The organism is Micromonospora sp. BL1, assembly GCF_003667485.1.
Lineage (GTDB): Bacteria > Actinomycetota > Actinomycetes > Mycobacteriales > Micromonosporaceae > Micromonospora > Micromonospora tulbaghiae.
In genome coordinates, this window is sequence record NZ_RCVK01000152.1 from 1 (window position 1) to 22,224 (window position 22,224).

At 73.3% G+C, this 22,224-nt stretch carries 20 protein-coding genes; 5 read left to right on the forward strand and 15 right to left on the reverse strand.

Annotated elements, in window-relative coordinates; translation table 11 throughout:
- The 3 genes from EAD96_RS04740 to EAD96_RS04750 all read right to left on the reverse strand — a co-directional run.
- Positions 1 to 919, reverse strand: a 919-nt coding sequence (locus EAD96_RS04740; RefSeq protein ID WP_147457838.1) for an acyl-ACP desaturase, incomplete at its 3' end; no start/stop codon positions are given.
- 51 nt (positions 920 to 970) lie between these two features.
- Positions 971 to 2,311 carry a histidine--tRNA ligase gene (hisS, locus tag EAD96_RS04745; protein WP_121683415.1) on the reverse strand — a complete coding sequence of 447 codons (1,341 nt, stop codon included), beginning with the start codon at positions 2,309 to 2,311 and terminating at the stop codon, positions 971 to 973.
- A gap of 40 nt (positions 2,312 to 2,351) precedes the next feature.
- Positions 2,352 to 3,071 carry an MBL fold metallo-hydrolase gene (locus tag EAD96_RS04750; protein ID WP_121683416.1) on the reverse strand — a complete coding sequence of 240 codons (720 nt, stop codon included), beginning with the start codon at positions 3,069 to 3,071 and terminating at the stop codon, positions 2,352 to 2,354.
- Positions 3,072 to 3,307: 236 nt separating this feature from the next.
- Between EAD96_RS04750 and EAD96_RS04755 the strand changes: the two genes are divergently transcribed.
- Together EAD96_RS04755 and EAD96_RS04760 are read left to right on the forward strand one after the other, a co-directional pair.
- A complete protein-coding gene (locus EAD96_RS04755) occupies positions 3,308 to 4,177 on the forward strand; it encodes a peptidylprolyl isomerase (protein ID WP_120570534.1) in 870 nt (289 codons plus the stop codon).
- Positions 4,178 to 4,271: 94 nt separating this feature from the next.
- Positions 4,272 to 5,114, forward strand: coding sequence for a peptidylprolyl isomerase (locus EAD96_RS04760; RefSeq protein WP_121683429.1), 843 nt, complete (start codon positions 4,272 to 4,274; stop codon positions 5,112 to 5,114).
- A gap of 72 nt (positions 5,115 to 5,186) precedes the next feature.
- Here EAD96_RS04760 and EAD96_RS04765 read toward each other — a convergent pair whose 3' ends face one another.
- From EAD96_RS04765 to ruvC, 8 genes are all read right to left on the reverse strand, one after another.
- Positions 5,187 to 7,634 carry a bifunctional (p)ppGpp synthetase/guanosine-3',5'-bis(diphosphate) 3'-pyrophosphohydrolase gene (locus EAD96_RS04765; protein WP_174361784.1) on the reverse strand — a complete coding sequence of 816 codons (2,448 nt, stop codon included), beginning with the start codon at positions 7,632 to 7,634 and terminating at the stop codon, positions 5,187 to 5,189.
- Positions 7,635 to 7,884: 250 nt separating this feature from the next.
- Entirely contained in the window at positions 7,885 to 8,451 is a 567-nt protein-coding gene (locus tag EAD96_RS04770; protein WP_120573853.1) for an adenine phosphoribosyltransferase, read from the reverse strand.
- Between the two features lie 97 nt (positions 8,452 to 8,548).
- On the reverse strand, positions 8,549 to 9,736 hold the full coding sequence (gene secF / locus EAD96_RS04775) for a protein translocase subunit SecF (RefSeq protein WP_120570536.1): 1,188 nt from the start codon (positions 9,734 to 9,736) through the stop codon (positions 8,549 to 8,551).
- Between the two features lies 1 nt (position 9,737).
- Positions 9,738 to 11,639, reverse strand: coding sequence for a protein translocase subunit SecD (secD, locus tag EAD96_RS04780; protein ID WP_199733066.1), 1,902 nt, complete (start codon positions 11,637 to 11,639; stop codon positions 9,738 to 9,740).
- 224 nt (positions 11,640 to 11,863) lie between these two features.
- Positions 11,864 to 12,208 (reverse strand): preprotein translocase subunit YajC, encoded by a 345-nt coding sequence (gene yajC / locus EAD96_RS04785; protein ID WP_199733067.1) that lies wholly within the window; start codon positions 12,206 to 12,208, stop codon positions 11,864 to 11,866.
- Between the two features lie 140 nt (positions 12,209 to 12,348).
- Complete coding sequence (gene ruvB / locus EAD96_RS04790) at positions 12,349 to 13,413, reverse strand: Holliday junction branch migration DNA helicase RuvB (RefSeq protein WP_121683417.1); 1,065 nt, start codon at positions 13,411 to 13,413, stop codon at positions 12,349 to 12,351.
- Complete coding sequence (gene ruvA, locus EAD96_RS04795) at positions 13,410 to 14,012, reverse strand: Holliday junction branch migration protein RuvA (RefSeq protein WP_121683418.1); 603 nt, start codon at positions 14,010 to 14,012, stop codon at positions 13,410 to 13,412. Before ruvA ends, ruvB begins: the two co-directional genes overlap by 4 nt.
- On the reverse strand, positions 14,009 to 14,536 hold the full coding sequence (gene ruvC, locus EAD96_RS04800; RefSeq protein ID WP_121683419.1) for a crossover junction endodeoxyribonuclease RuvC: 528 nt from the start codon (positions 14,534 to 14,536) through the stop codon (positions 14,009 to 14,011). The genes ruvA and ruvC overlap by 4 nt, the downstream gene beginning before the upstream one ends.
- Positions 14,537 to 14,720: 184 nt before the next feature.
- Here ruvC and EAD96_RS04805 point away from each other — a divergent pair, with 184 nt between their 5' ends.
- Positions 14,721 to 15,503 carry a 3-hydroxybutyrate dehydrogenase gene (locus tag EAD96_RS04805; RefSeq protein ID WP_121683420.1) on the forward strand — a complete coding sequence of 261 codons (783 nt, stop codon included), beginning with the start codon at positions 14,721 to 14,723 and terminating at the stop codon, positions 15,501 to 15,503.
- 14 nt (positions 15,504 to 15,517) lie between these two features.
- Positions 15,518 to 17,437 (forward strand): helix-turn-helix domain-containing protein, encoded by a 1,920-nt coding sequence (locus EAD96_RS04810; RefSeq protein ID WP_121683421.1) that lies wholly within the window; start codon positions 15,518 to 15,520, stop codon positions 17,435 to 17,437.
- Between the two features lie 24 nt (positions 17,438 to 17,461).
- Here EAD96_RS04810 and EAD96_RS04815 read toward each other — a convergent pair whose 3' ends face one another.
- From EAD96_RS04815 to EAD96_RS04825, 3 genes are all read right to left on the reverse strand, one after another.
- Entirely contained in the window at positions 17,462 to 18,070 is a 609-nt protein-coding gene (locus EAD96_RS04815; RefSeq protein WP_120570544.1) for a TetR/AcrR family transcriptional regulator, read from the reverse strand.
- An 11-nt stretch (positions 18,071 to 18,081) separates the two neighbouring features.
- Positions 18,082 to 19,647, reverse strand: coding sequence for an MFS transporter (locus tag EAD96_RS04820; protein ID WP_120570545.1), 1,566 nt, complete (start codon positions 19,645 to 19,647; stop codon positions 18,082 to 18,084).
- Positions 19,648 to 19,767: 120 nt separating this feature from the next.
- Positions 19,768 to 20,829, reverse strand: coding sequence for an FAD-dependent monooxygenase (locus tag EAD96_RS04825; RefSeq protein WP_121683422.1), 1,062 nt, complete (start codon positions 20,827 to 20,829; stop codon positions 19,768 to 19,770).
- Positions 20,830 to 20,883: 54 nt separating this feature from the next.
- Here EAD96_RS04825 and EAD96_RS04830 point away from each other — a divergent pair, with 54 nt between their 5' ends.
- Entirely contained in the window at positions 20,884 to 21,441 is a 558-nt protein-coding gene (locus EAD96_RS04830; protein WP_120570547.1) for a TetR/AcrR family transcriptional regulator, read from the forward strand.
- A 77-nt stretch (positions 21,442 to 21,518) separates the two neighbouring features.
- On the opposite strand, the gene EAD96_RS04835 is transcribed toward EAD96_RS04830, so the two are convergent.
- On the reverse strand, positions 21,519 to 22,157 hold the full coding sequence (locus tag EAD96_RS04835) for a transcriptional regulator (protein WP_233585454.1): 639 nt from the start codon (positions 22,155 to 22,157) through the stop codon (positions 21,519 to 21,521).
- Positions 22,158 to 22,224 lie beyond the last annotated feature (67 nt).

The window sequence follows — 22,224 nt, forward strand, 5'->3', positions numbered from 1 at the left end:
CGCGGGCGGCTCGGGCGGCGCGGCGCTCCTCGAAGCGGGACGCCTGGGTCTCCAGGGTGTCCAGGTGGGCGGCGATCTGGTCGCGGGCGGCCTCGCCGTCGGCGTTCAGGCCGGTCACGTCGAACAGGTTCCACTGGCGCAGCACCGGCATCACCACCTCGTCGCGGTGCTGGCGCAGGTCGTAGATCCCGGCCAGCGCGATCGCCACCGACTTGCGGGCGAAGCCGTCGATGCCGACACCCGGCATCTGGAAGTTGGCGAGCACGTCGGCGACGGCACGCATCGCCTGCGACGGGGCCAGCTCGAACGCCGCGCCGAGCAGGTTGCGGTAGAAGACCATGTGCAGGTTCTCGTCCGCGGCGACCCGGGCCAGCAGCGCCTCGCACATCGGGTCGCCGGTGGCCCGGCCCGTGTTGCGGTGCGAGATGCGGGTGGCCAACTCCTGGAACGACACGTACGCCAGCGAGTGCAGCATCTCCTGGTCGTGCACGTTCTGGTAACCGGCCGACATGTGCACCATGCGGGCCCGCTCCAGCGCCACCGGGTCCACCGCCCGCGTCACAGTGAGGTAGTCGCGGATCGCCGTGCCGTGCCGCCCCTCCTCCGCCGTCCACCGGTGCACCCAGGTGCCCCACGCGCCGTCGCGCCCGAACAGGGTGGCGATCTCGTGGTGGTACGACGGCAGGTTGTCCTCGGTGAGCAGGTTGACGATCAGCGCGGTCCGGGCCACCTCGGGCAGCGTCGAGTCCTCCGGCGACCACGCCTCGCCGCCCAGCGGGCCGTCGAAGGTGCGGCCCTCGCTCCACGGCACGTACTCGTGCGGGAACCACTCCTTGGCCAGCGACAGGTGGCGGTCGAGGTTCTTCTCGACCACCGGCTCGAGTTCGGTGAGCAGAGCAGTCTGGCTGAGCACGGTCACGACGTTCTCCCTACGGTGGCGTAACTTACGCCACCGTAGGTCGAAACGTCTTCAGGCGCCAGTGCCCGCCGGGCCGACCAGCGGCTTCAGGTCCGCCCGGGGTGGCGTCCACTCCCCCGCAGCGGCCGGCACCTGCTCGCCGGAACGGATGTCCTTGACCTCGTCGCCCTCCGCGCCGGGGAACCAGACGTACGGGATGCCGCGCCGCTCGGCGTACCGGATCTGCTTGCCGAACTTGGCCGCCGACGGGGACACCTCGGTGGGCACACCCCGCGACCGCAGCGCCGCCGCGACCGCGTCGCTGGCCGCCCGGTCCTCCTCGGCGGTCACCGCCACCAGCACGCAGGTCGGCACCGAACGGGACACCGACAGCGCCTCCGCGCCGAACAACAGGCCGAGCAGCCGGGTCACGCCGATCGAGATGCCCACGCCGGGGAACCGGACGTTGCCGGAGCTGGCCAGGTTGTCGTACCGGCCGCCGGAGCAGATCGAGCCGAACCGCTCGTAGCCGATCATCTGCGTCTCGTAGACCGTACCCGTGTAGTAGTCCAGGCCCCGCGCGATGCGCAGGTCGGCCACGCAGAGGCCGGGCGCGTGCGCGGCGGCGGTCTCCACCACGGCGGTCAGCTCCGCGACGCCCTCGTCCAGCAGCGGGTCGCTCACCCCGAGGTCGCGCACCGCGTCGGCGAAGGAGGCGTCCGGCGCGGAGATCTCGGCCAGCGACAGCACGGCCTTGGCCTGCGCCTCGCTCGCCCCGGCGGTGCTCGCCAGCAGTTCCGTCACCCCGGCCGGGCCGATCTTGTCGAGCTTGTCGACGGCGCGCAGCGCCGCCTCCGTGTCGGTCAGCCCGACGCCCCGGTAGAACCCCTCGCAGATCTTGCGGTTGTTGACCTGGATACGCACCGGCGGGATCGGCAGCGACCGCAGCGCGTCACCGATGACCAGCGGCATCTCGGCCTCGTAGTGGGCCGGCAGGGTGTCCCGGTCGACGATGTCGATGTCGGCCTGGAGGAACTCCCGGTAGCGGCCCTCCTGCGGGCGCTCACCCCGCCACACCTTCTGGATCTGGTAGCGGCGGAACGGGAACTGGAGCTTGCCGGCATTCTCCAGCACGTAGCGGGCGAACGGCACGGTCAGGTCGAAGTGCAGGCCGAGCGCGTCGTCACCGGCCGGACCGTCGGTGTCGGCCTGCAACCGGCGCAGCAGGTAGACCTCCTTGGAGGTCTCCCCCTTGCGCAGGAGCTGGTCCAACGGCTCGACCGAACGGGTCTCCAGCGGGGCGAAGCCGTACAGCTCGAACGTGGCGCGGATCCGGTCGAGCACGAACTGCTCGATCATCCGCTGCGCCGGCGTCCACTCGGGGAAGCCGGAAATGGGCGTGGGCTTGCTCATCACGAACTCCTTGAGAACCCGCGCGGGCGCGGGTGAGGGTCTAGAGGCCTCGGGTGGGCGCGGCCGGGCGCGCGCCGCCGGTGCCCGCCACCTCGACGAGGTACGGGTTGGTCGCGCGCTCGCGGCCGATCGTGGTCGCGGGGCCGTGGCCGGGCAGGACGACCGTGTCGTCGGCCAGCGGGAGCACCTTCTCCCGCAGGCTGGACAGCATCCGGGGCATGCTGCCGCCCGGCAGGTCGGTGCGGCCGATCGAGCCGGCGAACAGCACGTCACCGGAGAGGCAGATCTGCTCCGCCTCCCAGGGCGAGCCGGCGCCGGGCAACCGGAACAGCACCGACCCGCCGGTATGGCCGGGGGCGTGGTCGACGGTGATCTCCAACCCGGCCAGCGACAGCGTCGCGCCGTCGGTCAGCTCGGCCACGTCGTCCGGCTCCGCGTACGGCAACCGGCCGCCGAACAGCTCGGTCAGGTCCATCGACAGCGCCTTGCTCGGGTCGGCCAGCAGTTCCCGGTCGTCCGGGTGGACGTAGGCGGGGATGCCCCGCGCGCCGCAGACCGGGGCGACGGAGAAGGTGTGGTCCAGGTGGCCGTGGGTGAGCAGCACGGCGGCCGGGTGCAGGCGGTGCTCGGCGAGCACGGCGTCGAGCCGGTCGAGCACCCCGATGCCGGGGTCGACCACCACGCACTGCTCCCCCGGCCCGGTCGCCACCACATAGCAGTTGGTGCCGAAGGCGTCCGCGGGAAAGCCGGCCACGAGCACGTCGCTCCCCTTTCCGTCCGGTCGTCGTCTGCCTGCAGCCTAGTCGCAGCGGCGAACGGATTCCGTCCGCCACCGGCCCCGTCCGCCCCGGCCGGGCTGAGATGACCGGACCTCGTACACCACTTTCACAGTCGCTACCCGTACACTCTGGCGGGCGTGTGGCGTGGCGCACCCCGATCGGAACGGCGGACGGCGCCCGGCGCCGGCGGCGATCAGGCAGAGGAAGGGGAGCGCACGTGGCTTCCAGCAGGGACCGGCAGCGCAAACTGGCGCGCGCCAAGCTCGACCGGCAGCTCGCCCGGCGGGCGGCGGTCGCGAAGCGCCGCCGGCAGATCCGGGCCGGTGTGGGTGCCGCGGTGGTGCTCGTGCTGATCGTGGCCGGGTCGGCCTGGGCACTCGGCGCGTTCGACTCCGAGCCGGAGAAGAAGGCCGCCGAGGACGTCTGCCTCTGGACCGCGGAGGACGGTGCCGTCAACACCAACCTCAAGGACGTCGGCCAGCCGCCCACCACGGGCCTGCCGACCTCGGGCACCCGCCCGATGACGATCACCACCAACCAGGGTGGGCCGATCACCGTCGAGCTGGACCAGACCGACGCACCGTGCGGCGCGGCGAGCCTGAGCTACCTGGCCGGCCGGTCGTTCTTCGACAACACCACCTGCCACGAGATCACCGCCGAGGGCGCGCTGCGCTGCGGTGACCCGACCGGCACCGGGCTCGGCGGCCCGACCTACTCGTTCTACGACGAGAACGTCCCGGCAGCGGCGGAGCCCAGCCCGTCGGCCTCGCCGGCGCCCGGGCAGGCCCCGACGTACCCGAAGGGCACGGTCGCCATGATCGGCAACCCGCCCGGCAGCAACAGCAGCCAGTTCCTGATCTTCTTCAAGGACGCCAGCCCGGCCAAGCCGGCCTACTCGGTGGTCGGCAAGGTCACCGGCGGGCTCGACGTGGTGGAGAAGATCGGCGCCATGCCGACGGTGGACAATGGCAACGGCGCCAAGGTCAAGCCGAAGACGCAGGTGCTGGTCCAGAGCGTCACAGTCGGCGAGCCCGGCGCGGCGCCGGCCGAAAGCCCCGCGCCCTCGCCCAGCGCCAGCGCGGGCTGACCCGACAACCCGATCCGGCGGCCCGCCGCCGGTGACCCACACGTGACCCGGCGGCGCGCGCGCCGACCCCATACGCAGCAGGTGAGGAGTGACCGTGACGTCCACCAGAGACCGCCAGCGCGCGGCGGCGCGGGCCAAGCTCGAGCGGGAGATGGCGGAACGGGCCGGCCGGGCCCGCAAGCGCCGGCAGACCCAGGCGATCGTCGGGGCCGCGGCGGTGCTGGTGCTCGTCGTGGCCGGCACGGTCTGGCTCGTCGCCGCGCTCGGCGACGACGACGAGAAGCAGGGCGGCACCGCCGCCGGAGCCGACGCCGTGCAGTGCGCGTACACGGAGGTGCCCAAGGAGGGCCGGCCGCCGCAGATCAAGGACGTCGGCCTGCCGCCGGCCCAGCAGGCCGGCAAGGGCTCCCAGACGATGACGATCGACACCAACCTGGGCCCGATCACCGCCAAGATCGACCGCGCCAAGGTGCCCTGCACCGCCGGCAGCTTCACGCACCTGGCCAGCAAGGGCTTCTTCGACAACACCAAGTGCCACCGGCTGGTCACCGAGGGCATCAAGGTGCTCCAGTGCGGCGACCCGAGCGCCACCGGCAAGGGCTGGCGGGACACCGACGGCACCGGCGGCCCGTCGTACAACCTGGCCGAGGAGAACCTCCCCACCGACAAGCGCCCGCCGTACCCGGAGGGTGTCATCGCGATGGCCAACTCCGGCCAGCCGGGCAGCACCGGCAGCCAGTTCTTCATCGTGTACGGCGACTCGCCGCTCGACCCGAACTACACGGTGCTGGGCACCATCACCGGTGGCATGGACGTGGTGAAGCAGGTCGCCACGGCCGGTGACGACGGCGCGTTCGCCAAGCAGGCCGGCGGTGGTCACCCGAAGAAGGAGATCACCATGACCAAGGTGACGATGAGCCCGGTCGAGGGCGGCTGACCGCACCCGCACGACGACGAAGCGCCCGCCGGCTGATCGCAGCCGGCGGGCGCTTTCGCGTGCGCCTGTGGGTCAGGCCCCCGAGGTGACCCGGTACGCGTCGAACACGCCGTCGACCTTCCGCACGGCGGCCAGCAGGTGGCCGAGGTGCTTCGGGTCGGCCATCTCGAAGCTGAACCGGCTCACCGCCACCCGGTCGCGGGTGGTGGTGACGGTCGCGGAGAGGATGTTGACCCGCTCCTCGGAGAGCACCCGCGTCACGTCGGCGAGCAGCTTGTGCCGGTCCAGCGCCTCGACCTGGATGGCGACCAGGAACGTGGAGGCGGACGTGAGCTTCCAGCTCACCTCGACCACCCGCTCGGGCTGGGCGCGCAGGTCCTCGGCGTTGGCGCAGTCGTCCCGGTGCACGCTGACCCCGCCGGAGCGGGTGACGAACCCGAACACCGAGTCCGGCGGTACGGGCGTGCAGCAGCGGGCCAGCTTGATCCAGACGTCGCTGACGCCGCGGACCACCACGCCCGGGTCGGCGCTGCTCTGCCGGCTGCGCGGCGGCCGGGTGGCGACGGCGGTCTCGGCGATGTCCTCCGCCGCGCCCTCCTCGCCGCCGTAGGACGCCATCAGCTTCTGCACGACCGACTGCGCGGAGACCTGGCTGTCGCCGACCGCCGCGTACAGCGAGGCCACGTCGGCCAGGTGCAGGTCCCGGGCGATCGCCATCAGCGCGTCCGAGGTGAGCATCCGCTGCAGCGGCATGCCCTGCTTGCGCATCGCCTTGACGATCGCGTCCTTGCCGGCCTCGATCGCCTCCTCGCGCCGCTCCTTGTTGAAGTACTGGCGGATCTTCGTACGCGCCCGCGGGCTCTTGACGAAGCCCAGCCAGTCCTGCGTGGGACCGGCCGTGTCGGACTTCGACGTGAAGATCTCGATCACGTCGCCGTTGGACAGCGTCGACTCCAGCGGCACCAGCTTGCCGTTGACCCGCGCGCCGATGCACTTGTGCCCGACCTCGGTGTGCACCGCGTACGCGAAGTCGACAGGCGTCGACCCGGTCGGCAGCGGGATGACGTCGCCCTTGGGCGTGAAGACGTACACCTCCTGGCTGGACAGGTCGAACCGCAGCGCGTCCAGGAACTCGCTCGGGTCGGCCGCCTCGCGCTGCCAGTCCAGCAGCTGCCGCAGCCACGTCATCTCGTCGATGTGCGCCGGCGGACCCACCACCGGGGTGCCCTTGTGCTCCTTGTACTTCCAGTGCGCGGCGATGCCGAACTCGGCGGTGCGGTGCATCGCGTACGTGCGGATCTGCATCTCCACCGGCTTGCCGGTGGGCCCGATGACAGTCGTGTGCAACGACTGGTACATGTTGAACTTGGGCATGGCGATGTAGTCCTTGAACCGGCCCGGCACCGGCTGCCAGTTGGCGTGGATGACCCCCAGCGCCGCGTAGCAGTCACGAACCGTGTCGACCAGGATCCGCACACCCACCAGGTCGTAGATGTCGTTGAAGTCGCGCCCCCGCACGATCATCTTCTGGTAGATCGAGTAGAGGTGCTTCGGCCGCCCGGTCGTCTCCGCCTTGATCTTGGCGGCCTTCAGGTCGGTGGACACCTTCTGGGTCACCTGGCGCAGCAGCGCCTCGCGCTGCGGCTGGTGCTCCCCGATCAGCCGGTTGATCTCCTCGAACCGCTTCGGGAACAGCGTGCCGAAGGCCAGATCCTCCAGCTCCCACTTGATCGTGTTCATACCGAGGCGGTGCGCCAGCGGGGCCAGGATCTCCAGCGTCTCCTTGGCCTTCTGCTCCTGCTTCGGGCGGGGCAGGAAGGTCAGGGTCCGCATGTTGTGCAGCCGGTCGGCCAGCTTGATCACCAGGACCCGGGGATCCTTCGCCATCGCGACGACCATCTTGCGGATGGTCTCGGCCTTCGCCGCGTCGCCGAGCTTGACCTTGTCGAGCTTGGTGACGCCGTCGACGAGCAGCGCGACCTCACCGCCGAAGTCGGCGCGCATCTGGTCGAGCGTGTATTCCGTGTCCTCGATGGTGTCGTGCAGCAGCGCCGCGACCAGCGTGGTGGTGTCCATGCCCAGGTTCGCCAGGATGGTCGCCACCGCGAGCGGGTGCGTGATGTAGGGGTCGCCGGACTTGCGGTACTGCCCCGAGTGCCACCGCGCGGCCGTGTCGAAGGCGCGCTGGAGCAGCCGCGCGTCGGCCTTGGGGTGGTTCTCCCGGTGCGTCGCGATCAGCGGCTCCAGCACCTCGCTGACCTGCGAGGTCTGCCAGGGCGCGTTGAACCGGGCCAGCCGGGCGCGTACCCGCCGGCCGGTGGGCGCGTTGGAGAGGGCGAAACCGCTGCCGGGCGTGGACTCGGTGGAACCCTCGGTCGGGAACGGCACCACGACCGCCCCGCCGTCGGCCGTCGCGTCGGACGCGCCGCCGGTGGCGCCGGTCGCCCGGGCCGGCGGGTTGCCGCTGCGCTCGGTCACCGAGCCGTCCGCGTCGCCTGTCGGGTGCACCGTGCCCTCCACCGGAGGGACGACATCGTGGGACACCGGCCTCCTCACCGCTCGCCGGGATGCGCCGGCCGTCCGGCCGACGTCTGGTTCAACCGGCCCGGGGGCCGGTGTTGTTCCACGCGGTCGCCGGGGCCGGGCCCCGGCGCCTTCGCCGCCCCGGAGATCTCGGCCGGGTCGGGCAAAGGGCAATGCTACCCGTACGCAGGGTACGCCACCGCTCCCCCGGCCGGTCGGCGCCGACCGGCCCGACGGTCCGGCCCGGTCAAACAGTCAACAGGGCATGGACCGGGCGCTGCGCCAGCCGCTTGCGGCCCTCGAGGAAGCCCAGCTCCAGCAGCACGGTGAACCCGGCCACCGTCCCGCCGGCCCGTTCCACCAGGTCGAGCGTGGCCTCGGCGGTCCCGCCGGTGGCGAGCACGTCGTCGAGCACCAGCACCCGGTGACCGGCGGTGAACGCGTCCTGATGCACCTCCAGCGTCGCCTCGCCGTACTCCAGCGCGTAGGAGGCCGAGTGGGTGGCCCGGGGCAGCTTGCCGGCCTTGCGCACCGGCACCACGCCGACGCCGGTGGCGTACGCGACCGCCGCCGCCAGCACGAACCCGCGCGCCTCGATGCCGGCGACCGTGTCGAACGAGTCCCGCCCGTGGTACGCGATGATGCCGTCGATCACCGCCCGGAACGCCTCACCGTCGGCGAACAGCGGCATCAGGTCCTTGAACACGACACCCGGCTTGGGGAAGTCCGGCACGTCCAGCAGCCGGCTGGCGACGAGCTGGGCGACCTCCGGGCCGCTGTCTCCGCGTACCCCTGCGGTGTGGGTCTCCGTCACGGTGCGTCCCATGTCCTCTCGAAACGACGACGGCGTCCGTCATGCCGTGACATCAGCATGACGGACGCCGTCGGACCGATTCCGTCCGGCCCTGCGGTCAGCGGCGCTTGCCGCCGGGCCGGTTGCCGCCGCCACCGGCGGGACGGCCGCCGCGGGCGCCGCTGGGGCGCTTGCCCGCGGGCCGGGCGCCCACCTTGGGTGCGGCGCCGGCCAGCGCGGCCGCGTCCGGGTCGATCGGCGCGTCGGCGGCCGGCGCTGCGGTACGCGGGCCCTTCGGCGTGATCTCACCCCGGGCGAGCGCGGCCCGGCGGGACAGCACCCGCTTGTTGTGGGCGCTGATCCGCGGGTCCATGTTCTTCAGCAGCACCAGCAGCGGCGTGGCCAGCAGGATCGAGGTCAGGAACGCCACCGCCATACCGACGAACAGCACCAGGCCGAGGTCCTTCAGCGTGCCCGCGCCGAGCAGGCCGGCGCCGATGAAGAGCAGGCCGCCGACCGGCAGCAGCGCCACCACCGAGGTGTTCAGCGACCGCATGAGGCTCTGGTTGAGCGCCAGGTTGGACGCCTCGCCGTAGGTGACGTTGTTGTTCGCGGTGATGCCGCGCGTGTTCTCCTGCACCTTGTCGAAGACCACCACCACGTCGTAGAGCGCGAAGCCCAGGATCGTGAGGAAGCCGATGATCGTCGACGGGGTGACCTCGAAGCCGACGATCGAGTAGATGCCGGCGGTCAGGGCCAGGTTGGTCAGCAGCGAGACGATCGCGGCGGCCGCCATCCGCCACTCGAAGCGCAGCACCAGGTAGATCGACACCACCGCGATGAAGATCACCAGGCCGAGGAAGGCGCGCGAGGTGACCTGGCTGCCCCAGGCCTCGGAGACCTGGCTGCCGCTGATCTGGTCGGCCGGGATGCCGAACTCCTGCGCCATCGCGGTCTTGGCCGCGTTGGCCTGCTCGGCGGAGAGCTGGCCGGTGCGCATCTCGTAGAACTCGCCGCTGGTGCCGCCGACCTTCTGCGCGCTGACCACCTCGACGCCCGGCGCCTCGTCGGCCAGCACGTCGTCGACGGTCCGCTCGGCCTGGTCCAGCGTGCCGACGCTGGCCGGCACCTGGAACGAGTTGCCGCCCGCGAACTCGATGCCCAGCTTGAAGCCGCTGATCGCGAGACTCAGCACGGCGATCAGCACGAGCACGCCGGCCACGCCGAACCACAGCTTGCGCCGCCCGACGATGTTGAGATCCGCCTCACCCCGGTAGAGCCGGGCGGCCAGACCGCTCTTAGCCATCTCAGGCCTCCTTCACACGCGGGTTGCGGGCGTTGCCCGGCTCGGCCGACCGGGCCGGCAGCGCCCGGCCCAGACCGCTGACCCGCGGCGACAGGAACGCCCGGGTACGGGCGAACATCGTCATGATCGGGTGGCGGAAGAGGAACACGACGACCAGGTCGAGCACGGTCGCCAGGCCGAGCGCGAAGGCGAAGCCCTTCACCGCGCCGACGGACACGATGTAGAGCACCACTGCCGACATCAGCGTGATGGCGTTGGCCGAGATGATCGTCCGGCGGGCCCGGATCCAGGCGCGCGGCACCGCGCTGCGTGGACTGCGGCCCTCCCGGATCTCGTCTTTCAGTCGTTCGAAGTAGATGACGAACGAGTCCGCCGCGACGCCCAGCGAGACGATCATGCCGGCGATGCCGGCGAGCGTGAGCGTGAAGCCGATCGACCGGCCGAGCACCACGAGCGCGCCGAACACCAGCAGCGCGGAGAGCACCAGGCTCAGGAAGATGACCGAGCCGAGCAGCCGGTAGTAGAAGAACGAGTAGATGATGACCAGCAGCATGCCGATGCCGGCCGCCAGCAGACCCGCCTTGAGGTGGCTGTCGCCGAGCGTCGCGGTGACGTTCTGCTGCTCCTGCGGCTCGAACGTCACCGGCAGCGCGCCGTAGCGCAGCTGGCTGGCGAGCGCGTTCGCGGCCTTGTTGTCGAAGCTGCCGGTGATCTGCGAGTCACCGGTCAGCACGCCCTGGATCTCCGGCGACGAGACGATCTCGTTGTCCAGCACCACGGCGACGCGGCACTTGCCGTCCTGGCCGAGCGCGGTCTGGTCGCAGGCCTGGCCCTCGTTGTTGAACGCCTCGCGGGTCAGCGCGGTCCACTTCTCCTGGCCGCCGCCGGTGAAGTTGAGGCTGACCACCCAGGAGCTGGTCTGGTCGAGCTGGGCGGAGGCGTTCTTGACGTCGGTGCCGAGCACCTTCGCCACGTCCAGCAGGTACTTCGCGCCGGACTCGCAGGCGACCGCCTTCTGCTTCTCGTCCTTGATCGAGGCGGCGGGCCGCTTGTCGAGCTGGGCGCAGGTGATGGTCGGGACGTTGAACTGCATCTCCACCGGCAGGACGGCGATCTCCTGCGGGGTGAGCGCGCCGAAGGGCTTGAGCTTGTCCGCCAGCGACGGGTCGGTGGTCAGGTCCGCCGGGGCCTGCAAGCCCGAGGCGGCGGCCCAGGCGGCCGCGCCGACCTTCTGCTCGACGGCCTTGCGCTGCTGCTCGATGCTCTGTGGCACCGGCTCGGCGCTGGCGCTCGGGCTCGGCGCGGCGGCGCTCGGCGAGGCCGACGGGGACGCGGAGGCGCTGGCGCTCGGCGTGGGGGCCATGCCGCCCTGGCCGCCGGCGCTCGGCGACCCGCTCACCTTGGGGCTCGTGCTCGCCTTCGGCGACGCGCTGCCCGACGGGGTGGCGGCTCCGGACGGGGTGGCGCTGGGCGTCGGCGCGGGAGCGGCCGCGGCGCCGCTGCCGTCGGTGGCCTTGAGCACCTTGCGGAAGCGCAGCTCGGCGGCCTCACCGACGTCGGTGAGGTCGCGGTTCTGGCCGGGCAGGGAGATGACGATGTTGCGGTTGCCCTCGGTGACCACCTCGGCCTCGGCCACGCCGTACGCGTTGACCCGGCTCTCGATGATCTGCCGGGCCTCCTCGAGGTTGTCGGCGGTCGGGGGCTTGCCGTCCACCGTGTTGGTGGCCTCGAGCGTCAGCCGGGTGCCGCCGACGAGGTCCAGGCCGAGCCGCGGCTCCAACCGGTCCTTCCAGCCGCCGCTGGCGCCGCCCGAGAAGAACACCAATAGATAGAGGACGACGAAGATGAGCCCGAGCACGGCGAGCTGCCGTCCGGGCCGCATCTGTCCCTGAGGTGGTGCCACGGCTGTCCTGTCTCCCTGTACGGTCGCGCCGCTTCCACGGCGGCGACAACTGTCGGGCCGGGGGTGTCCGCCCGACTGCTCCGGCGGGTCGGCACCGGAGGACGGCACGCCGGCTGGAGCGCGGCGCGGGGGCGCCGCACGGCCCGGCCGGATGCCGGCGCCGCGCGCCGACCCCAACTATCCACTTGTACGGATGAATCCGCTGCCCCGTCCGGGACGGGTGGTCACTCCTTGACCGGCTCGGCTTCCTCGGTGATCGTCTCGGCCGCCGGCGCCTCGGAGCGCTTGATCACCCGCGCGACGGCGGGACGGGCGTACCGGGTCTGCACGCCCGGGGCGACCTCGAGCAGGACCGTCTCGTCCTCGACCGCGGTGACCGTGCCGTGCAGGCCGCCGATGGTGACCACCTCGTCGCCCGGGGCGAGAGCGGCCTGCATCTGCTCGGCCTCGCGGCGGCGCTTCTGCTGCGGACGGATCATCATGAAGTACATGACGACGAAAAGCAGAGCGATCATGAGGATCGGCGTCAGACTGCCGGCTCCCCCGCCACTCGCTGCTGCGTAAAGCACGGTGTAGACCTTCCGGTTGGCCTCCACCCCGGCGCCGGAGGGCGCCGCAGCGGAAGCGGATTCTCACGTCCTGTACAAACCGCGGCGAAGTCTAGTCCCTGCTCCTGAGAAGACCGAATGCGGCACAGATCACGAACGGATCACGGCTGGTCGGTCTGCACCGAGAACAGATCGGGCCCCGGAGGGGCATCCGTACCAAATGTACCATTCGGGGGCGTACGGCCCAGATGGCGCCAGGCGGCCTCGGTGGCCACCCGCCCGCGCGGCGTACGGGCCAGCAGCCCGGCCCGGACCAGGAACGGCTCGCAGACCTCCTCGACCGTGTCCGGCTGCTCCCCCACCGCCACGGCGAGCGTGGACAGGCCCACCGGGCCGCCCCGGAACGAGTCGACCAGCGCGGTCAGCACCGCCCGGTCGAGCCGGTCCAGGCCCAGCGCGTCCACGTCGTAGACGGTCAGCGCGGCCCGCGCCGTCTCCAGCGTGACCACGCCGTCGGCGCGGACCTCGGCGTAGTCGCGGACGCGGCGCAGCAGCCGGTTCGCGATACGCGGAGTGCCCCGGGACCGGCCGGCGACCTCCGCCGCGCCGTCCGCGGTGATCGGCACCCCGAGGATCCGGGCCGACCGGTGCAGCAGCGTCTCCAGGTCGGCCGGCGCGTAGAAGTCGAGGTGCGCGACGAAGCCGAACCGGTCGCGCATCGGGCCGGTGAGCAGGCCGGACCGGGTGGTGGCGCCGACGAGCGTGAACGGCTCCACGTCGAGCGGGATGGCGGTGGCGCCCGGCCCCTTGCCGACCACCACGTCGACCCGGAAGTCCTCCATGGCGCTGTAGAGCAGCTCCTCGGCCGGCTTGGCGATCCGGTGGATCTCGTCGATGAACAGCACGTCGCCCTCGGCGAGGCTGGTCAGGATCGCGGCCAGGTCGCCGGAGCGCTCGATGGCCGGGCCGCTGGTCACCCGGATCCCGGTGCCCAGCTCGGCGGCGACGATGTTGGCCAGGGTCGTCTTGCCGAGGCCAGGCGGGCCCGACAGGAGGATGTGGTCGGGCGGGGAGCCGCGCCGCATCGCGCCCTGCAACAGCAGGTCGAGCTGGTCGCGGACGCGGTGCTGGGCGATGAACTCGTCGAGCCGCTTCGGGCGGACGCTCGCCTCGGCGTCCCGCTCGGCGTCGTCCACGTACGCCGAGACCAGGTTCTCTCCGGTCATCGGGTCCGGCCCAGGAGGCGGATGGCCTGCTTGAGCAGCACCGGCACCGGCGGGGTCTCGCCGTCGACGGTCTCCGCCACCGCGGCCACCGCCTGCTCGGCCTGGCCCGCCGTCCAGCCGAGCCCGACGAGCGCCTGACGGACCTGCTCCGGCCAGGCGCCGGCGGTCACCCCGGCCGCGCCGTCGGCGCCCACCGGCACCGGGCCGACCCGGTCGCGCAGCTCCAGCACCAGCCGCTCGGCGCCCTTCTTGCCGATGCCCGGCACCCGGGTCAGCGCCGCGGTGTCGGCGTTGGCGATGGCCTTGCGGACCGCGTCCGGCGTGTGCACGGCGAGCACCGCCTGGGCCAGCCGGGGACCGACCCCGCTGGCGGTCTGGAGCAGCTCGAACAGGTGCTTGGCGTCGTCGTCGGCGAAGCCGTAGAGGGTGAGCGAGTCCTCCCGGACCACCAGGCTGGTGGCGAGCCGGGCGGGCTGGCCCACGCGCAGGTCGGCGAGCGTGCCGGGGGCGCACTGCACGGCCAGGCCGATGCCGCCCACCTCCACCACCGCGTGATCCGGGCCGGTGGCGGTCACCGTGCCGCGTACGCTCGCGATCATCGCGTCCCTCCTCGTCGGGCCTGTTGCGCGGCGGCGGCCAGCTTGGACCTCGTGCCGCCGCGCCACACGTGGCAGATGGCCAGCGCCAGGGCGTCGGCGGCGTCGGCCGGCTTCGGCGGCTCGGGCAGCCGCAGCAGCCGGGTGACCATGGTGGTCATCTGCTTCTTGTCGGCCTGGCCGGAGCCGGTCACCGCCGCCTTCACCTCGCTCGGCGTGTACGTCGTCACCGGCAGCCCGGCCCGGGCCCCGGCGAGCACCGCGACGCCGCTGGCCTGGGCGGTGCCCATCACGGTCCGGACGTTGTGCTGGCTGAACACGCGCTCCACCGCGACCGCGTCCGGCCGGTGCTCGGCGACCAGGTCGGTGAGCGAGCGGTCCAGGTGCAGCAGGCGCAGCGCGAGGTCGTCCTCGGGGTCGGTGTAGACCACGTAGTAGGCCACGAGCGTGCAGGGGCGGCCCGGCACGCCCTCGACCACGCCGACCCCGCACCGGGTCAGCCCCGGGTCGACGCCCAGCACGCGCACGCCGCCTCCTCCCCGAGCCGCCAGCAGTACGTGTGTTCGACACACCCTACTGGTGCGCGCCGACAGCGGGGCGGGCGGACACGCCGGGCGCGGGCGGTGACGCGGCGCACCACACACGCGGGCGGTGGAGTATGTGTCGCCGCCCCATGTGCCGGGGGGCACCCGGCTCGTACGTTCATGCGCCATGACGGCAGAACCCGTGGCGGTCCCCCACGTCGTACACGTCGACCTGACCGGTCGCACCGCGCTGGTCACAGGTGGTGGCGGCGGCATCGGGCGGGCCTGCGCCCTGCGCCTGGCGGCGGCCGGCGCGACGGTGGTGGTGCTGGACCGCGACGTGGCGGCGGCCGAGGCGGTGGCCGCCGAGACCGGCGGCCGGGCCGTCGGGATCGACCTGGCCGACCCGGCGGCGGTGGACGCGCTCGACGTCGACGCCGACATCGTGGTCAACAACGCCGGCCTGCAACACGTCGCGCCGGTGCAGGACTTCCCGGTCGAGCGCTTCGAGTACATCCAGCGGGTGATGGTGGAGGCGCCGTTCCTGCTGATCCGCCGCGCGCTGCCCCGGATGTACGCGAACGGCTGGGGCCGGATCGTGAACATCTCCTCGGTGCACGGGCTGCGCGCCTCGCCGTTCAAGTCGGCGTACGTCTCGGCCAAGCACGCGCTGGAGGGCCTGTCCAAGGTGGTCGCGCTGGAGGGCGCCGCGCACGGTGTCACCGCCAACTGCATCAACCCGGCGTACGTGCGCACCGCGCTGGTGGAGAGCCAGATCGCCGACCAGGCGGCCACCCACGGCATCGGCGAGGACGAGGTGGTCGAGAAGATCATGCTGGCCCGGGCGGCGATCAAGCGGCTGATCGAGCCGGCGGAGGTGGCCGAACTGGTGGCGTACCTGTGCTCGCCGCCCGCCGCGTTCCTCACCGGCACCTCGATCGCCCTCGACGGGGGCTGGACGGCGAACTAGTGGCCCCGCGCACAATGTCGGTCATGTCGTCGCCGGTCGAGTTCCTGGAGCTGCTGGCGCGCGAGGCCGCCGCGGTCGAGTTCGAGGGCCCGCTGGTGGCCGCGCGCGCCGCCGGCCTGCCCGCCGAACGGCTGGCCGAGCTGGAGCAGGCGAAGGTGGTGGCGCTGCGGGTACGGGCGCTGCTGGCCCGCCGGCGCCGCCGGGAGACCGAGCTGTCCGGCCTGTACGACACCGCGAGCGACCTGGCCGGCCTGCGCGACCTGGACGACGTGCTGCGCGCGATCGTGCACCGGGCGCGGATCCTGCTCGGCACCGACGTGGCGTACATGACGCTCAACGACGACGAGCGCGGCGACACGTACATGCGGGTCACCGACGGCTCGATCTCGGCCCGGTTCCAGCGGCTGCGGCTGGAGCTGGGCGACGGGCTGGGCGGGCTGGTCGCGCAGACCGGCACCCCGTACGTCACCTCGAACTACCAGGAGGACGAGCGGTTCCGGCACACCGGGGAGATCGACGGCGGGGTGGGCGAGGAGGGCCTGGTGGCCATCCTCGGCGTGCCGCTGCGGCTGGGGTCCAGCGTGATCGGCGTGCTGTACGCGGCGAACCGCTCGGCCCGGCCGTTCGCCCGCGAGGAGGTGTCGCTGCTGGTGTCGCTGGCGGCGCACGCGGCGGTGGCGATCGACACCGCGCGGCTGCTCGCCGAGACCCGTGCGGCGCTGGCGGAGCTGTCGGCGGCGAACAGCACCATCCGGGCGCACAGCAGCTCGGTGGAGCGTGCCGCCGCCGCGCACGACCGGATGACCGCGCTGGTGGTGCGCGGCGGCGGGATGGAGGACGTGGCGGCGGCGGTCACCGAGGTGCTCGGCGGCGCGCTGCTGGCGCTGGACGCCGAGGGCCGGCGGCTGGCCCGGGTCGGTGAGATCGAGGAGCCGGACCGGGCCGACATCGTGGAGGCGGTGGCCGCGTCGCGTACGGAGGGGCGCAGCGTGCGCCGGGGCCCGCTCTGGTACGCGGCGGTGGTGGCCGGTGCGGAGAACCTGGGCGCGCTGGTGCTGCGCCCGGACGACGAGCTGGTCGACGCCGACCAGCGGATCCTGGAACGCGCCGCGCTGGTGACCGCGTTGCTGCTGCTGTTCCGCCGGACCGTGGCCGAGGCGGAGGGACGGGTCCGCGGCGAGCTGCTGGACGACCTGATCGCCCGGCCGCTGCGCGACGCCGACGCGCTGCGGGCACGGGCGCGCCGGATCGGGGTGGACCTGGACGCCCCGCACGTGCTGGTCGCGGTCGGTGACGACGCGTTCGCCGAGACCGGCTCGGCCCGGCAGCGGGTGCTGTCCTGGGCCACCACGTACGCCTCGACCCGGGGTGGCCTGGCCGCGGCGCGCGACGGGCGGGTGGTGCTGATGCTGCCCGGCCACGACGCCGGTGGTGCGGCACGCGCGGTGGCGCGGGACCTGTCCCGGGTGACCGGCCGGCCGGTGACCGCCGGGGCGAGCGGGCCGTCGACCGGCCCGGCGTCGCTCGCTGTCACGTTCGCCGAGGCGGAGCGCTGCCTGTCCGCGCTCGGTGCGCTGGGCCGGGCCGGGCAGGGGGCGAGCACCGCCGAGCTGGGGTTCGTCGGGTTGCTGCTGGGCGCGGTCGGTGACGCCGGGGACCGGGACGTGGCCCGGTTCCTCGCCACCACGGTGGGGCCGGTGCTGGACTACGACGCCCGGCGGGGCACCGCGCTGGTGAAGACGCTGGAGGCGTACTTCGGGGTGGGCGGCAGCCTGGCTCGCGCCGCCGAGCAGCTGCACGTGCACGTCAACACGGTCACCCAGCGGCTGGAGCGGGTCGGGCACCTGCTCGGCGCGGACTGGCAGCGCCCGGAGCGGGCGCTGGAGGTGCAGCTCGCGCTGCGCCTGCACCGCCTGCGCACGCCCGGCCGCTGAGCGGCCGGGCACGGCGACCCGGGATCAGCGCACGCGCAGACCGTCCAGGACCGTGTCCACGATCCGCTCGGGCAGCATCCGCTCGTCACGCTCGGGGTGCCAGCGCAGCATCCGCTGGGTGAGCATCGGCGCGGTGAGCAGCGACATGGTCACCTCGACGTCGAGGTCGGCGCGCAGCTCGCCCTGCTCGATCCCGCGGCGCAGCACCTCGCGCAGCGCCGCGCGCCGGGGCTCGACGATCGCCTCGTACGCCTGCCGGTGGGCCGAGCTGCGGTTCACCTCGGGCACCAGGCAGGGCATGATCTTGCGGACCCGGGGGTCGGTGTGCTGGCCCACGGCGCCGACGAGCAGCACCAGGTCGTCGCGGACGGAGCGCCCGGCCGTGCGGGGCGCGGGCCCCTTGAGCGTGCGCAACGCGTCCAGCAGCAACGCGTCCTTGCCCGGCCAGCGGCGGTAGATGGTGGCCTTGCCGACGCCGGCGCGGGCCGCGATCGCCTCGATGGACAGCGACTCTATGGTGCTGCCCTCGGCCAGCAGGTCGAGGGTGGCGTCGACGATCGCCTCGTCCGCGCGGGTGCTCCGCGGTCGCCCGGGCGACCGCGGAGCATCCGCCGTGGAAGTCATGTCAGACATTGTCCACGAACCTACGCGGTACCGGCCAACTCCCGGTCGGTGACCGGCGTCGCGTCGGGGGCGACGACCGGCCGGCCCGGCATCCAGCGCAGCACGATCACGATGCCGAGCGCGGCCACCACCGCGGAGGCGCCCGCCGCCCAGTGCATGGCCGAGACGAACGAGTCGTTCGCCGCGTCGATCAGCCGCGGCGCGTCGGGGCCGAGCCGGCCGGCGACCGCGTACGCCCCGGAGACCGACTCGCGGGCCGCGTCGCGCACCGGGGCGGGCAGGGCCGCCACCGCCGGGCCGACCTGGTCGCGGTAGACGGCGGAGAGCACCGAGCCGAGCACCGCCACGCCGAGCGCGCCGGCCACCTGGCGCACGGTGTTGCTGACTGCGGAACCGACGCCGGCCTTCTCCCGGGGCAGCGACGACATGATCGACTCGGTGGCCGGCGGCATGATGTTGGCCATCCCGGCGCCCTGGAGGAAACCGAGCGCCGAGAAGATCCAGATCGGGGTGTCCGCGTCGATGAAGACGAACGCGGCGAGCGCCACAGTGGTGAGCAGCAGCCCGACGGCGGCGACCGCCCGGCCGCCGTAGCGGCGGACCATCGCCGCGCTGCGCGGCGCGAAGATGAGCTGGGCTGCGGCGAACGGCAGGAACAGCAGGCCGCTCTCCAGCGGGCTGTAGCCGCGGACGAGCTGGAGGTAGAACGCGCCGAAGAACATCACGCCCATGGCGGCGAAGAAGACCAGCCCGACCAGGGCCACCGGGGCGGCGAAGCGGGGCACCCGGAACAGCCGTACGTCCAGCGACGGGTGGTCGCTGCGCAGCTCGTGGGCGACGAACCAGGCGAGCACCGCGAGACCGCCGAGCACCGCGACCCACACCTGCGGGCGGCCGAAGCCGTGCTCGCCGCCGTCGATGATGCCGTAGGTGAGCGCGACCAGGCCGACCACCGAGAGCAGCACGCCGAGCAGGTCGACCCGGCCGGGCTTCGGGTCGCGTGACTCGGGGACCAGGGCCGCGACGAGCACCACGCCGAGCGCCACCACCGGCACGTTGATCAGGAAGACCGAGCCCCACCAGAAGTGCTCCAGCAGCGCGCCGCCGAGCACCGGGCCGATCGCCACCGCGAGGCCGACCGCGCCGGCCCAGACGCCGATCGCCTTGGCGCGCTCGCGCGGGTCGAAGACGTTGGAGATGATCGAGAGTGTCACCGGCATGATGGCCGCGCCGCCGACGCCCATCAGCGCGCGGGCCGCGATGAGCTGGCCCGGGTCCTGCGCGTACGCGGACAGCAGCGAGGACAGGCCGAACAGCGCCAGCCCGAGGATCAGGAAGCGGCGGCGGCCGAGCCGGTCACCGAGCACGCCGAAGGTGAACAGCAGCCCGGCGAAGACGAGCGTGTAGGAGTTGATCGCCCACTCCAGCTCGCCCTGGGTGGCGCCGAGGCCGTGCACCGGGTCGGCCAGGGTGCGCAGCGCGACGTTGAGGATGGTGTTGTCGAGGACGACCACGAGGAGGCTGATCACCAGCACCCCGAGGATCGCCCACCTCCTCGGGTGTCCGGTGTTCTCGTGCGGTTCCACTGCCGTTCTCCCCCCGGTTCACCCGCGTTCGAAATACGATACGGGCCAGACTCGTAACGTTGCCGAGCGTAGGTGAGCCGGTTTCGATACGGAACGGGTTCGTATCGGATGTGTCTCAGGTCACGCGGGCGGGCCGGCCGCCAGCGCCAGCCGCAGCAGCGCGTCCCGTACCGGCAGCAGCCGCCGCACGCCGGACAGCCGCCCGGCCCACCGCGCGCCGGCCGCGATCCGCTGCGTGGGCCGCCGGCGTCGCCCGTCGTACGCGCGCAGCGCGGCCGGCACGTCCCCGGCGTCGCGTACGCAGTCGGCGAGCGCGACCGCGTCGATCAGCGCCTGGCAGGCGCCCTGCCCGAGGTCCGGGGTCATCGCGTGCGCGGCGTCGCCGAGCAGCGCCGTCCGCCCGGACACGTACGACGGCAGCGGCGTCAGGTCGCGGATCTCGTGCCGCAGGATCCCCTCCGGGGTGAGCGCGTCGAGCACCTCCGGCACCGGCGAATGCCAGTCGCCGAAGAGGCGGCGCAGCTCGGCCCGGTCGTCCGGCGGCGCCGGGTGCCCCTCGGGCAGCCGCACCGCGGCGTACCAGTTGGTGCGGCCCGGCCCGGCCGGGGTCAGCCCGAACTTGCGCCCCCGCCCCCAGGTCTCGCCACCCTCGGCCAGATCCATGTCGACCACGCCGCGCCAGGCCACCGCGCCCGCGTAGCGCAGCGGGTACCGCTGCCCGTACATCGCCGCGCGCACCACGCTGTTGATCCCGTCCGCGCCGACCACCAGGTCGTACGCGTCGAGCAGTGGCGCCGGGTCGACCACCGGGGCGCCGAGGCGCAGCGCCGGGCCGGGCAGCGCGCCGGCCAGGACGGCGAGCAGCACCGGCCGCGTGACCAGGTGCACCGGCTCGCCGTGCCGGCGTTCCAGCCGATCGACGTCGACGGTGGCGATCCGGCTGCCGTCGGGACGCCGGATCGACCCGCCGGCCTGACGGCTGCCCCGGCGGCGCACCTCGTCGCCGACGCCGAGGGCGTCCAGGGCGCGCATCGCGGCGGGCCAGATGCCGAGCCCGGTGCCGCTGTGCGGCAACGCGGCCGACCGCTCCAGGACCGTCACCTCCCAGCCCGCCGCACGCAGGCCGATGCCCGCCGCGAGCCCGCCGATGCCGCCCCCGACCACGACCGCGCGTCCGCCCATGCGGTCACCGTACTACAGATGTAGTCGGCCGCACTACGGCTGTAGTCTGACCGGGTGACCGATCGCCGGCAGCTCCTGCTCGACGCCGCCATCCGGGTGCTCGGCACCGGAGGGCCGCGGCAGCTCACCCACCGGGCCGTGGACGCGGAGGCGGGCCTGCCCGAAGGCTCGGCGTCCAACCGGTTCCGCACCCGGGAGGCGCTGGTCACCGGCGTCTTCGACCGGCTGGTCGAGGTGGAGACGGCGGCCTGGCAACGGCTCGCCGCGGACCTGCCCCCGGGCGACGTCGCCGCGTTCGCCGCCGTGGTCGGCCGGCTGATCCGGGAGTTCACCGACCAGCAGCGGGTGGTCACCCTGGCCCGGTACGCGCTGTTCGTCGAGGCGGCCGTGCGGCCCGACCTGCGCCCGGCGATCGAGGCCGCCCGGGCACGGCTGGCCGGCTGGGGCGAGCCGCTGCTCGCCACGCTCGGCTCGGCCGATCCGCCCGCCCACTTCCGGATGCTGCTGGCGCTCGTCGACGGGCTGCTGAGCAACCAGCTCGCCTCCCCCGATGACGGCTTCGACCCGGAGGCCGCCGTCGCCACGCTGCTGCGCGGCCTCCGCGCCGGCTGACCGGATGCCAGGCGGCGGGCGTCAGGCGGGCCCACAGGCAGCCGGCGTCAGGCGCGGGCCGGTCAGGCGCCCTGGCGTCAGGCGCCGCCTCCGGCCAGGCAGGCCAGCGTCGCCTCACCGAGGGTGGTGAGGCGTCGCGGCACGGCCGACGAGGGCGGGAACGGCTCGATCCACCCCGGACCGGCGGCGAGCACGCGTACCCCAGGCAGGTCCCGCCGCAGACGGACCAGGCGGTACGCGCGGCCCGTCAGCGGCGACTGCGACCAGACCACCACCACCCGCGGGCGGACCCGGACCACCGCGCTGGCCAGCGCGGACCAGGGCAGCGCCGGGCCGAGGTGCAGCGCGCCCCGGCCGCGTTCGCGCAGCGCCGCGGCGAGGGCGTGCAGCCCGAGGCAGTGCGTCTCGTGCTCGGCGCCGGCGAGCAGCACGCCCTGGGCGGGAAGCGGCCGGGACGGCTCACGGCCGAACACGTCCAGGCCGACGCGTACCCCCTCGGAGAGGGCGTGCTCGACGGCGATCTCGGCGGCGCTGTCGCCGCGCAGCGTGCCCAGCAGCGGCAGGCACACCTGTTCCCAGGCGGGCACCACCCCGGCCTCGGCGGCCAGGTCGAGCACCAGCCCGGCGACCCGGTTGTCGTCCAGGTCCTCGGCGGCGGCGGTCAGCCGTTTGCGGGCCGTCTCGGCGGCCCAGGCCGGCATGTTCTCGGTCAGCAACGGACGTACCCCCGGGTAGCTCTCCTACCCAGGGGTTCGTCCGCACGGCCCGATCCGGATGCGCCAC